Below are 12,407 nucleotides of genomic sequence, written 5' to 3'. Positions count from 1 at the left end.
GGGGCGCGGCTGCGCGGGCGACGTCAGTAGACCGGGCCGGTGTACTTCTCGCCGGGGCCCTGGCCCGGGGCGTCCGGGATGGCCGAGGCCTCGCGGAAGGCGCGCTGCAGGGTCTGCAGCCCGTCGCGGATCGGGCCGGCGTGCGCGCCCAGGTACTCCACCGACGCCGTGACCAGACCGGCCAGCGCGGTGATCAGGCGGCGGGCCTCGTCCAGGTCGCGCGTCGCGGCGGAGTCGGGGTCCTCGTCGGCCAGGCCGAGCTTCTCCGCCGCGGCGGACATCAGCATGACCGCCGCGCGGCTGATCACCTCGACGCTGGGAACATCGGCGAGGTCGCGGACGTTGTCCTGTAAGTCCGCGACGTGTGCTGGCTCACCGGTCGGGTCGGTGCTGGTCAGGGGCGTTGGCTGCGGTTCGGTCACGGCTGCTACCCTGACACGCACGACCAGCTCCCGCGCAGGCGGGGGCGGCAAAGTGGAGTCCCGCTCCCACCCGAGTAGCCGCTACAGGCTTCCGGGTCCGGTCCTGCCGGTGGCGTAGTGTCACCGGTGGTGCGAAACGGTGTTGCAGTGCCGGTTCGATCGGTTGGAGTCAGGATCCCGCGGTCCGCGCGAGCGGAACGACGGGATCTTCGCATTCCGGGGTGAGCTCTACGCGCCGCGGTGCAGAAGAACAGCCATCGAACCGAGGAGGGGCCCATCAGCTCCGAGACGCGCATCAATGACCGCATCCGGGTACCGGAGGTCCGCCTGGTCGGACCGAACGGTGAGCAGGTCGGGATCGTCCGCATCGAGGACGCGCTCCGGCTGGCCCAGGAAGCGGATCTGGACCTTGTCGAGGTCGCCCCGCAGGCGCGCCCGCCGGTCTGCAAGCTCATGGACTACGGCAAGTTCAAGTACGAGAGCGCGCAGAAGGCTCGCGAGTCGCGTCGCAACCAGCAGCAGACCGTCATCAAGGAGCAGAAGCTCCGGCCGAAGATCGACCCGCACGACTACGAGACGAAGAAGGGCCACGTGTCCCGCTTCCTCAACCAGGGTCACAAGGTCAAGGTGACGATCATGTTCCGCGGTCGTGAGCAATCGCGTCCCGAGCTGGGTTTCCGCCTGCTGCAGCGACTGGCCGATGATGTTTCCGAACTGGGGTTCATCGAAGCGAACCCGAAGCAGGACGGTCGGAACATGATCATGGTTCTTGCGCCGCACAAGACGAACAAGACCAAGCCCAAGGCGAACGCCTGACGGACGTCTGGGGCTCGTGATTGTGACGCCGGGCCGGGACGCAAGCCGCGCCCCAGCCCGGCATCAGTACGAAACGAGGACGAGAAGATGCCGAAGAACAAGACCCACAAGGGCACCTCGAAGCGCTTTCGGGTGACCGGGACGGGCAAGCTCCGGCGCGAGCAGGCCGGCCGCAGGCACATCCTGGAGAAGAAGTCCAGCCGCGTCACCCGCCGCCTGGAGGGCACCGAAGAGGTGGCCAAGGCCGACGTCAAGCGCATCAACAAGCTGCTGGGTCGCTGAGGACCTGCCGCTCCCCGCACGGGGCAGCAGCCGGTCAGCAAGACTTCCAGCCACCCGCACGGGCGGTCATCCCCCGCCCCCGATGAGATAACAGGACGGACCCCGTGGCACGCGTCAAGCGGGCAGTCAACGCCCAGAAGAAGCGCCGCACCATTCTCGAGTCGGCCCGCGGCTACCGCGGTCAGCGCTCGCGGCTGTACCGCAAGGCCAAGGAGCAGATGCTCCACTCGATGACCTACTCCTACCGCGACCGGCGCGCCCGCAAGGGTGACTTCCGGAAGCTGTGGATCACCCGCATCAACGCGGCGACCCGCCAGCACGGCCTGAGCTACAACAAGTTCGTGCAGGGCCTGAAGGCCGCCGAGGTCGAGGTCGACCGCAAGATCCTCGCCGAGCTCGCGGTCAACGACCCCACCGCGTTCGCGGCGCTGGTCGAGGTCGCCCGCAAGAACCTGCCGGAGAGTGCGGCCTGATCGCCGACGGCACCTCTGCTGCACCGCGACCCGGGACGGCTCCGCTCACGGAGCGATCGTCCCGGGTCGCGGTCGCTCGCAAGCTCACCCGCCGCGCCGGGCGCGAGAAGGCCGGGGCCTTCCTGGCCGAAGGCGCCCAAGCGGTGGGTGAGGCCTTGACCGCGCACGCGGCCGGAGCGCTGCGGATGCGCGAGCTGTTCGCCACCGAGCAGGACCGCCACGCCGGGCACCTGGACCGAGCCCGCGCCGCGGGCGTGCCGGTGCACCTGGTCACCGACCGGGCCGCGGCGTCGCTGTCGGAGACGGTCACGCCGCAGGGCCTGGTGGCGGTGTGCGACCTGCCCGCCGTCGAGCCGGCCGCCGCGCTCGCCGAGCGCCCGGCGCTGGTCGCGGTGCTGGTCGGCGTGGCCGACCCGGGCAACGCGGGAACCGTGGTGCGGGTCGCCGACGCGGCAGGCGCCGGCGCGGTGCTGTTCGCCGGGGACACCGTCGACGCCTACAACGGCAAGGCCGTGCGCGCTTCCACCGGCAGCCTCTTCCACCTGCCGGTCGCCCGCGACCGCGACGTGAGCGCGGTGCTGGCCGCCTGCCGTGAGGCCGGGCTGCGCCTGGTCGGCGCGGACGGCTACGCCACCGGCGACCTCGACACCGCGGATCGCGCCGGTGAGCTGGACGGACCCACCGCGTGGGTGTTCGGCAGCGAGGCCCACGGACTGCCCGATGAGGTGAAATCGCAGCTGGACACGACGCTGCGCGTCCCGCTGTACGGCCGTGCGGAGAGCCTCAACCTCGCCACCGCCGCGGCGGTCTGCCTCTACGCCTCGGCGCGCGCCCAGCACCGCGCCGGATGAGCCCCGCTTCCGGACTCCGGCTGGTCAGGGCTGTGCTGGTGGAACACGCCGCGAGGCGGATCTCCGCGAAAACGGGTTGGGACCGTCGCATAGACTTCAGGGGCTAGCTTGCGGTCGGAGTCCGCATGCCGACGAGCAGGTTCGTCAGCCCGGGAGGCTCGGGCGCTGATGCCTGTCGGATCAACGGGAGTCACGCACACACGATGTCTGGAGCCAACGACCAGTACGACCCGAAAGAGGTCGCCGCGCTGTCGCCGGAGACGCTGGACCGCGCGGTGGTCGAGGCCGGCGAGGACTTCGCGGCGGCCGCCGATCTCGACGCACTGGCCGCCGCCAAGCCCGCGCACCTCGGTGACCGCTCGCCGCTGCTGACCGCCCGCCGTGAGATCGGCGCGTTGCCGCCGAAGGCGCGGTCCGAGGCCGGCAAGCGCGTCAACCAGGCCCGCGAGGCGATCCAGAGCGCGTTCGACGACCGTCGCGCCGCACTGGAGGCCGAGCGGGACCAGCGGGTGCTGCGCGAGGAGACCGTCGACGTCACGCTGCCCTGGGACCGCGTCCCGGCCGGCGCGCGGCACCCGAACACCCAGCTCGCGGAGGAGATCGAGGACACCTTCCTGGCCATGGGCTGGGAGGTCGCCGAGGGCCACGAGCTGGAAACCGAGTGGTTCAACTTCGACGCGCTGAACTTCGGCAAGGACCACCCGGCGCGCACCATGCAGGACACCTTCTACGTGGCCCCGGAGAACTCCGGGCTGGTGCTGCGCACGCACACCTCGCCGTCGCAGATCCGCGCGCTGCTGGACCGCGAGCTGCCGGTGTACGTGGTGTGCCCCGGCCGCACGTACCGCACCGACGAGCTCGACGCCACCCACACCCCGGTGTTCTCGCAGGTCGAGGGCCTGGCGGTGGACAAGGGCCTGACCATGGCGCACCTGAAGGGCACGCTGGACGCCTTCGCCCGGTCGATGTTCGGCCCGGAGTCCACCACCCGGCTGCGCCCGTCGTACTTCCCGTTCACCGAGCCGTCGGCCGAGATGGACATCTGGTTCCCGGAGAAGAAGGGCGGCGCCGGCTGGGTCGAGTGGGGCGGCTGCGGCATGGTCAACCCGAACGTGCTGCGCGCCTGCGGCGTGGACCCGGAGGTCTACACCGGCTTCGCCTTCGGCATGGGCCTGGAGCGCACTCTGATGTTCCGCAACGGCATCCCGGACATGCGCGACATGGTCGAGGGCGACGTCCGCTTCACCCAGCCGTTCGGCATTTGAGTGTCTGCCGATGGTTGATTCGCGTAGCGGTGCAAGTCGCGGAACCTCAGAGGCTCCCCGGACTGCGGGAGCCCTTCCTGATGTATGTCCAATACACGGCGGAAGGGCTGTCTCGCCCAGGAGTGCCCCCGGGGCACGGGCACCGAGAACCCGCGGCGGTGCGAGCTGCGAGGATGGGCTAAGCGGCTTCGCCGCTTCAAAGACGCATGATCTGACACCCACCGACATGACTCACCGGAACGAGAGAAGGGCCTGACCAAGTGCGGATTCCGGTTTCCTGGTTGGCCGAGCACCTTGAGCTGCCCGAGGAGACGACCGCGGAGACGCTGGCCGAAGCGTTCATCCGGATCGGGTTGGAGGTCGAGGAGGTCGTGCACCTGACGCAGGTGCGGGGCCCGCTCGTGGTCGGCCGCGTCGCCGAGATCGAAGAGCTCACCGAGTTCAAGAAGCCCATCCGGTACTGCCAGGTCGAGGTCGGCAAGACCGAGTCCGACGAGCAGCGGGTGCAGGGCATCATCTGCGGCGCCCGCAACTTCCAGGAGGGCGACCTCGTGGTGGTCGCGCTGCCCGGCACGGTGCTGCCCGGTGACTTCGAGATCACCTCGCGCAAGACCTACGGCAAGCTCAGCGAGGGCATGATCTGCTCGACCACCGAGCTGGGCATCGGTGACGACGCCGACGGCATCCTGGTGCTGCCGCCGGGTTCGGCCGACCCGGGCGACGACGCGGTGGGGCTGGTCGGGCTGGACGACTCGATCATCGAGCTGGCCATCACCCCGGACCGCGGCTACTGCTTCTCGGTGCGCGGTCTGGCCCGCGAGCTGTCCAACGCGCTGGACGTGCCGTTCGGCGACCCGGGCACCCGCCCGGTCCCGGAGGACGACCGGCCCTCGCGCGGCGTGGAGCTGAGCGACCCGACGGCGTGCTCGCGGTTCGTGCTGCGCCGCGTGACCGGTGTCGACCCGACCGCGCCGAGCCCGTGGTGGATCCGCCGCCGCCTGGCGCTGGCCGGGATGCGCTCGATCTCGCTGGCCGTGGACGTCACCAACTACGTGATGCTCGAACTCGGCCAGCCGCTGCACGCGTTCGACGCGACCAAGGTGACCGGTGACCTGGTGGTGCGCCGCGCCGAGGCGGGCGAGAAGCTGATCACCCTGGACGGGGTGAGCCGCGAGCTCGACCCGGACGACATCGTCATCGCCGACGAGACCGGGCCGGTGTCGCTGGCCGGGGTGATGGGCGGCGAGTCCACCGAGATCGGCCACGACACGCACGACGTGCTGCTGGAGGCGGCGAACTGGGACCCGGCGAGCATCGCGCGCGCCATCCGCCGCCACAAGCTGCCCAGCGAGGCGGGCAAGCGGTTCGAGCGGCAGGTGGACCCGGCGGTCGCGCCGGTGGCCGTCGAGCTGGCCGCGCAGCTGCTGGTCCGCTACGGCGACGGCACCATCGCGCCGGGCCGCACCGACGTGGGCGAGCCGAAGCAGCCCGCGCCGGTGACCATGCCGCTGGCGCTGCCGGACAAGATCGCCGGGGTGTCCTACGAGCGCGGCGTGACCGCGCGCCGGCTGGGCCAGATCGGCTGCCGCATCGAGGTCAGCACCTCCGACGAGGGCGTCGGCCTGGTCACCGCGACGCCGCCGACCTGGCGCCCGGACCTGACGCAGCCCTACGACCTGGTCGAGGAGGTGCTGCGGCTGGAGGGCTACCACACGATCCCGTCGGTGCTGCCCGCCGCGCCGCCCGGCCGCGGCCTGACCGGCGAGCAGCGCCGCGAGCGCGCGGTGTCCCGCGCGCTGGCCGCCGAGGGCTACGTCGAGGTGCTGCCCTTCCCGTTCGTCGGCAAGGCGATGCTCGACGCGTTCGGCCTGGCCGAGGACGACGAGCGGCGCCGCACCGCGTCGGTGCTCAACGCGCTGGAGAGCGACCGTTCGCTGCTGACCACGACGCTGCTGACCGGCCTGGCCGAGGTCATGCAGCGCAACGTCTCCCGCGGGCAGCGCGACCTGGCGCTGTTCCACATCGGACAGGTCGTGCAGCCCGCCGCCGAGCAGCCGCCGGTGCCGGAGGTCGGTGTCGCGCAGCGGCCCAGCGACGAGCAGCTGGCCGCGCTGGAGGCGGCGCTGCCCGCGCAGCCGAAGCACGTGGCGGCGCTGCTGGGCGGTCACCGCGAGCAGGCCGGCTGGTGGGGTAAGGGCCGCGAGGCGAGCTGGGCGGACGCCGTCCAGGCCGCCCGCGTGGTCGCCGCGGCCGCCGGTGTGGAGCTGGAGATCGGTGCCGGTGAGCTGGCTCCGTGGCACCCGGGCCGGTGCGCGCAGCTGAAGGTCGGCGAGACCGTGGTCGGCCACGCCGGTGAGCTGCACCCGAAGGTCGTCGAAGCGCTCGGGCTGCCGAAGCGGACCTGCGCGATGGAGCTCGACCTGGACGCCCTGCCGCTGGTGGACAACCGCCCGGCACCGCAGATCTCGCCGTACCCGCCGGTGCTGATGGACATCGCGCTGGTGGTGGACGCCGAGGTCGCGGCGGCGGACCTGGTCGACGCGGTCCGCGCGGGTGGCGGTGAGCTGCTGGAGGACGTCCGGCTGTTCGACGTCTACGCGGGCGAGCAGCTCGGCGAGGGCAAGAAGTCGCTGGCCCTGGCGCTGCGCTTCCGCGCTCCGGACCGCACGCTCAAGCAGGAGGAGGCCACCGAGGCCCGCGACGCGGCGGTCAAGTCCGCCGCCGACCGCCTCGGCGCGACCCTGCGCGCCTGACGATCGACCCAGCGGCCCCGCTCCCGACCAGGGACGGGGCCGCTGGCTTTTTTCCGGCGGCGGGGAGGGAGCGGCGTGGTAAAGCTGGACCGGTTGATCAACGTGCTCGGCGGTGTCGGGGCGCGGTTGGTCAGCGCGCCGCGGAGCAGGTCCACGGACCTGCGCTCGGTGGCGTTGCACGATCCGGCCGATCCCGGGGCCACCGGCGACGTGCTGCTGGCCGTCCGCGTCGATGCCGACGACGCGGAGCTGATCGAGCGGACTTCCGCTCAGGTGGTGGTGTTCCGGGCCGGTTCGGTCGGGGAGCGGGTGATCGCCGCTGCCCGGGAGCGCGGGCTGGCCGTCGTACTCGTCGACCCGGCCGTGTCGTGGGGCCAGCTGGCCGGAGTCGTGTACGGCCTGGTGCTGGAGGGGCGGGAGACCGAGGCCGGGCGGGGACCGACGGATCTGTTCGCGCTGGCCGACGCGCTCGCCGATTCGGTGGGCGGCCCGGTCACGATCGAGGACCACCGGTCCGGCGTGCTCGCCTACTCGCGGCGCCAGCTCAGCGCCGACCGGGCGCGGCTGGCCACGATCCTGGGGCGGCAGGTGCCGGAGGAGATCCGGCGGACGCTCGCCGCGCGGGGCGTGTTCCGGCACCTGGAGACCTCGGACGAGCCGGTCTACGTCGCCCCGCTGGAACCGCAGGACTCGCACGGGCGCGTGGTCGTCGCGATCCGCGCGGGCCGCGAGCTGCTGGGCTCGATCTGGGTGGAGACGCAGCAGCCGCTCACCGCCGCGCACGAGGCGGCGCTGGTCGGCGGCGCGCGCACCGCCGCGCTGCACCTGCTGCGCACGCGGGCCAGCGCGGACCTGGAGCGGCAGGTCGAATCGGACCTGGTGATCGGCCTGCTGGAAGGGCACGAGGACGCTTCGGCGGTGTTGAGCAGGCTCGGCCTGCGCAGCGACCAGTTCCGGGTGGTGGCCGTGCAGGTGCACAGCGGCGCCGCGCGGGACGAAACCGCGCTGCTGGCCTTCGAGCGGGCGACGATCGGGTTCGGCTGGTCGAGGCCGGGCCGCAGCGCGCTGTTCGCCAACACCGTCTACACGGTGCTGCCGCACGACGACGCCGCGCGCGCTCGCGAGTGGGTGCGCGCACTGGTGCGCGACCTGCCGTCGGACACCACGATCCTCGCCGGTGTCGGCGGAGCGGCCGGGCCGAACCAGCTGGTCGACAGCAGGCGCGAGGCCGATGAGAGCCTCGCGGTCCACTCGACGCGGGCCGATCAGGACGCCGTGGTCTACGACGAGGCGTGGCACGAGATCCTGCTGCGCCGCCTGCGGCACGCCGCCTCGACCGGCCGGCTGCCGGACCGCGGGCCGGTCGTCGACCTCCGGCGCCACGACCGCGAGCAGGGCACCCGCTACGTCGAGACGTTGCGGGCCTGGCTGGAGTGCCAGGGCGATCTCGGCGCGGCCGCGGCGCGGCTGGAGATCCACCCGAACACCGTCCGGTACCGGATGCGGAAGATGGCCGAGCTGACCCCGCTGGACCTGGACGATCCGGACGCCCGGCTGGCGATGATCATCGCGCTCGCAGTCGGGTAGTGGATTTCGGCCAAACGGCAGCCCGCCGATTGTCGGATCCGGACACTGGCTGAGCGTGATGGTCCAGGCATGCTCCAGTCGAGGTTCGCACCGAGGAGGCAGCATGCGCGAGGACGGGATCGACGGGATTCCGCGGCGGGCAGTGGTGGTCGGCGCCGGCGTGGTCGGCCTGTCCACCGCGTGGTTCCTGCAGGAGCACGGCGTCGAGGTGACCGTGCTCGACAAGCAGGACGTCGCGGCGGGTTCGTCGTGGGGCAACGCCGGTTACCTCTCGCCGGCCTTCTCGATCCCGCTGCCGGAGCCGGCGGTGCTGCGCTACGGGCTGCGCACGCTGTTCTCCGCCGACGCCCCGCTGCACGTGCCCGCCACCCCGGACATCGGCCTGTGGTCGTTCCTGACCCGCTTCGCCGCGCACTGCACGCCGCGGGCGTGGCAGCGGGGGATGCGGTCGTTCGTGCCGATGAACGCCGAATGCCTGGACGCTTTCGACGCGCTGCTGGCGGGCGGTGTCGAGGCGAAGACCGAGAACGCGCCGATCACGGCCGCGTTCGAGAAGCCGGAGCAGGCGGCCGATCTGCGGCACGAGTTCGAGCAGATCCGCGGCTGCGGGCAGCCGGTCGACACCACCGAGCTGTCCGTCGCGGACGCGGATGTGCCGCAGCTGTCCGACCGCATCTCGTCGGTGCTGCGGGTCGAGGGCCAGCGCTACGTCGATCCCGGTGAGTTCACCCGCGCCCTCGCGCGGTCCTTCGTCGAGCGCGGCGGCACGCTGCGCACCGGGTTCGAGGTGCGGGACATGGTGCGCACCAGCGGCCAGGTGATCGTCAAGTCCACTCAGGACGACCGGGTGTCGGCCGAGGTGGTCGTGCTGGCCGCCGGGGCCTGGCTGAGCAAGCTCGCCAAGCCGCTGGGCGTGCGCACCCCGGTGCGCGCCGGCCGCGGCTACTCCTTCACCGTCCCGACGGACCAGCCGGTCCCGGGCCCGATCTACCTGCCCGCCGCGCGAGTGGCGTGCACGCCCTACCAGGGCGGTCTGCGGGTGGCGGGCACCATGGAGTTCCGGCCGGTCGACGCGCCGCTGGACCGCGGCCGCATCGAAGCGATCGTCCGCTCGGCGCGCCCGCTGCTGACCGGCGTGCGCTGGGAGGAGCGCCACGACGAGTGGGTCGGCGGCCGCCCGGTCACGCCCGACGGGCTCGCGCTGATCGGCGCGACCAAGCTGCCCGGCGCCTACGTCGCGGGCGGCCACGGCATGTGGGGCCTGACCCTCGGCCCGCTGACCGGGCGACTGCTCGCCGAGCAGATCACCACCGGCAAGCGCCCGGCGCTGCTGCGGCCGTTCGACCCGCTGCGGTGAACGAGCTGACCGCGGCGGAGCGCGAAGAGCTCGACCGCCTCCGCCGCGAGAACCACCTCCTCCGCGTGGAGAAGGAGATGCTCCTGCGCATCGCCACCGAATACGCCCTGGACCAGCGAGTACCGGCGATCTCCGGAGATACCGGCAGCTGACGCTCCGGGTTGTGGATCTTTCTCCGGAAATCGCCATCGCAGGCGCGTGCGCACTGGCACGATGACCCGGTGACCGGTCCTGGAGGTGCTCGGAGCCTGCAGGAGGTCTTGCGGCAGCGGCAGGGCAGCGAGTTCGTCGGCCGGCGTCAGCAGTGCGACGCCTTCCGCGCGAACCTGCGGGCTCCGGTGGCCGAGCGCAAGTTCGTGTTCGGCCTGCACGGCCAGGCCGGCATCGGCAAGACGTTCCTGCTGCGCCAGCTGCGCGAGATCTCGCTGCAGCACTCCGCGCTGGTCGCGGTCACCGATGACAACGAGTCGAACCTGGTCCGGGTGCTGGCCGCGATCGCCCGCCAGCTGGCCGGGCAGGGCGGGGAGGCGCGGAAGTTCGCGCAGCGCTTCGCCGATTACGAGCAGCGGCACGACGAGGTGCTGTCCGATCCGCAAGCGCCGTCCGAAGCCCGCGAGCTGGTGATGGCGACGGCGGTCCGGTTCGGCCTCGGCGTCGTGCGCGCCGCCGCGCCCGGGCTCGGCCCGGTCGCCGATGCGGTCCCTCCGGAGCGGGTCCAGGAGTGGGTGGAGCAGTGCCGCGGCTACCTGGCCAGGCGCTTCGGCAGCCAGGCCGATGTCCGGCTGCTGCTCTCACCGGTCGAGGAGCTCACCCCGTGCCTGGTGGACGACCTGCGCAAGATCGCCCACCACAGGCAGCTGGTGGTGCTCTTCGACAACTACGAGCGCACCGCCGAGGTCGTCGAACCGTGGCTGCTGCGCCTGCTGCACGGGTACTACGGGGAGCTCCCGCTGGGCCTGGTGCTCGGCGTCGCGGGACAGCACCCGCTCGACTTCAACAACTGGGGCGAGTTCTCCTCGATCCTGGTGTCCTGGCGGCTGGATCCGTTCACCGCCGAGGAGTCCAGGACGCTGCTCGGCCGGAAGGGCGTCCGGGACCCGGAGCTGGCGGACGTGATCCTCGAACTGTCCGGCGGGCTCCCGCTGCTGCTGGCCGGCTTGGCCGAATCAGGCGACGACGACGTGCACGACCCGACCGGGATGGCGGTGGCGCGCTTCCTGAACTTCGTCCCGGAGCAGGAGAGCCGGGACGACGCGGTGCTCGCCGCGCTGCCCCGGGTGCTCGACGAGGACGTGCTGGCCGTGCTGAGCGAGCCGGCCCGGGCGGTGGGCCTGTTCCGGTGGTTGCGGGAGCGGCCGTTCGTCCACGAGGACCACGGCCGGCTGAAGTACCACCACGTGGTCCGGGAGAAGATGGTGCGCTACGAGCGCGGCCGCGCGCCGCGGCGCTTCCGCCGGCGCCACCAGGACCTCGCCGACCACTTCCGCCAGCGCCGCGAGGAGCTCGGACTGCCCGGCGACTCCTGCTGGTTCGACTGGGAGTGGCGGATGCTGCTGGTCGAGGAGTTCTACCACCGCCTGTGCTCGGCCGCGCACCGCTGGCTGCCGGAAGCGCTGCACCACTGCGCGACGGCTTGCGGGATCGAGGCCGAACCCGCCGTGCACGCCTGGCTCGACGCATTCGCCGCCGCGGCGCGGGATTCGGCCACCGGTGCTGTCGTCGCGTGCGCCCGCGACCTGCAGCGGTTCGCGATACCTGGCGGTTCGGTGGACCGCGCCGAACTGCAGCGGTACCTCAGGAAGCGGCTGGATCAAGCGGGCTTTGGGCAGGTGGTGGGGGCGAGGTCCGTCGTCTCCGGTGGGGAACCCGAGAACCGGGTGGTGCTCGACACCGCTGATCAGGACTTCTTCGGCGGCGGCGAGCAGGGCTCCGCGCCGGTGATCGGTGAGTGAGCGCTCAGCGGGCGCGGGGGAGGTGACGGGTGGCGAACTCCTCGTCGGTGATGCCCATCAGCACCAGGTACTGGGCTCCGCCGCAGAGGAACTCCGGGTCGCGGAGGCGGCCTTCCTCGCGGAAGCCGAGTCTCGCGTGCAGGGCCAGCGATGCGGTGTTGCAGCCGTAGATGCCGACCTCGCACTTGGTGAAGCGGCGGTGGCCGAACATGTACCCGAGCAGCGTGCTGATCGCGTCGTCGGCGTAGCCGCGGCGGCGGTGCTGCGGGCCGATCCCGATGCCGTAGCTGAAGGTGCCCGGTTCCGGCTGGCTGGTCGACAGCGAACCGACCAGGGTCCGGTCGTGCCGGGTCTCGATCGCCAGGTGGAGGTCCTCGCCCGGGTCGAGGTGGTCGGCGCGGTGCGCCGCCCAGTGCCGGTAGCCGTCGAACTGCGGCGGCCCCTCCCGCGCGGACTCCCGGTCGAAGCCGATCAGGGTGCGCCGGTCCGCCGGGTCGATGCCGCGCAGCAGCACCCGCCGCCCCACCCAGCCCGCAGTCGGCCGCGAAGCTCGGTGGTCGACCGCGCTCGGCCGGGGCGGGATCATCGTCATCAGCAACGATGATCCCGCGCCGCCCTACCGATCTCGCAAGGGGGTCGGGTGAGGCAC

12 protein-coding genes are annotated in these 12,407 nt (G+C 72.2%); 10 read left to right on the top strand and 2 right to left on the bottom strand.

The genetic code is table 11. The features are described 5' to 3' along the window. Positions 1-23: 23 nt before the first annotated feature. Entirely contained in the window at positions 24-398 is a 375-nt protein-coding gene (locus tag ATL45_RS00785) for a DUF1844 domain-containing protein (RefSeq protein WP_093159896.1), read from the bottom strand. Between the two features lie 264 nt (positions 399-662). On the opposite strand from ATL45_RS00785, the gene infC reads away from it, so the two are divergent. The 10 genes from infC (at position 663) to ATL45_RS00740 (ending at position 11,758) form a co-directional block, all read left to right on the top strand. Beyond that, positions 663-1,238, top strand: coding sequence for a translation initiation factor IF-3 (infC, locus tag ATL45_RS00780; RefSeq protein ID WP_093159793.1), 576 nt, complete (start codon positions 663-665; stop codon positions 1,236-1,238). Positions 1,239-1,325: 87 nt separating this feature from the next. Then, entirely contained in the window at positions 1,326-1,520 is a 195-nt protein-coding gene (gene rpmI, locus ATL45_RS00775; protein ID WP_093159790.1) for a 50S ribosomal protein L35, read from the top strand. A 104-nt stretch (positions 1,521-1,624) separates the two neighbouring features. Beyond that, positions 1,625-1,993: a 50S ribosomal protein L20 gene (rplT, locus tag ATL45_RS00770; RefSeq protein WP_093159788.1), complete on the top strand. Its 369-nt coding sequence runs from the start codon at positions 1,625-1,627 to the stop codon at positions 1,991-1,993. After that, on the top strand, positions 1,990-2,844 hold the full coding sequence (locus tag ATL45_RS00765; RefSeq protein ID WP_439332480.1) for a TrmH family RNA methyltransferase: 855 nt from the start codon (positions 1,990-1,992) through the stop codon (positions 2,842-2,844). The genes rplT and ATL45_RS00765 overlap by 4 nt, the downstream gene beginning before the upstream one ends. 203 nt (positions 2,845-3,047) lie before the next feature. Next, positions 3,048-4,109 carry a phenylalanine--tRNA ligase subunit alpha gene (gene pheS, locus ATL45_RS00760; RefSeq protein ID WP_093159785.1) on the top strand — a complete coding sequence of 354 codons (1,062 nt, stop codon included), beginning with the start codon at positions 3,048-3,050 and terminating at the stop codon, positions 4,107-4,109. Between the two features lie 260 nt (positions 4,110-4,369). Beyond that, entirely contained in the window at positions 4,370-6,862 is a 2,493-nt protein-coding gene (pheT, locus tag ATL45_RS00755) for a phenylalanine--tRNA ligase subunit beta (protein WP_093159782.1), read from the top strand. A gap of 75 nt (positions 6,863-6,937) precedes the next feature. After that, positions 6,938-8,449, top strand: coding sequence for a PucR family transcriptional regulator (locus ATL45_RS00750; RefSeq protein WP_093159779.1), 1,512 nt, complete (start codon positions 6,938-6,940; stop codon positions 8,447-8,449). 103 nt (positions 8,450-8,552) lie between these two features. Further along, positions 8,553-9,806 (top strand): NAD(P)/FAD-dependent oxidoreductase, encoded by a 1,254-nt coding sequence (locus tag ATL45_RS00745; protein WP_093159777.1) that lies wholly within the window; start codon positions 8,553-8,555, stop codon positions 9,804-9,806. After that, positions 9,803-9,958 (top strand): hypothetical protein, encoded by a 156-nt coding sequence (locus ATL45_RS38645; protein WP_170210122.1) that lies wholly within the window; start codon positions 9,803-9,805, stop codon positions 9,956-9,958. Before ATL45_RS00745 ends, ATL45_RS38645 begins: the two co-directional genes overlap by 4 nt. A 69-nt stretch (positions 9,959-10,027) precedes the next feature. Further along, positions 10,028-11,758 (top strand): ATP-binding protein, encoded by a 1,731-nt coding sequence (locus ATL45_RS00740; protein ID WP_170210121.1) that lies wholly within the window; start codon positions 10,028-10,030, stop codon positions 11,756-11,758. Between the two features lie 4 nt (positions 11,759-11,762). Here ATL45_RS00740 and ATL45_RS00735 read toward each other — a convergent pair whose 3' ends face one another. Further along, positions 11,763-12,350, bottom strand: coding sequence for a GNAT family N-acetyltransferase (locus ATL45_RS00735; protein ID WP_093159772.1), 588 nt, complete (start codon positions 12,348-12,350; stop codon positions 11,763-11,765). Between the last annotated feature and the right edge of the window lie 57 nt (positions 12,351-12,407).

The sequence above is a fragment of the Saccharopolyspora antimicrobica genome, from assembly GCF_003635025.1.
GTDB lineage: Bacteria > Actinomycetota > Actinomycetes > Mycobacteriales > Pseudonocardiaceae > Saccharopolyspora > Saccharopolyspora antimicrobica.
The sequence above is the reverse complement of the archived record's forward strand: the minus strand, read 5'-3'. Positions and strand labels throughout refer to the sequence as shown.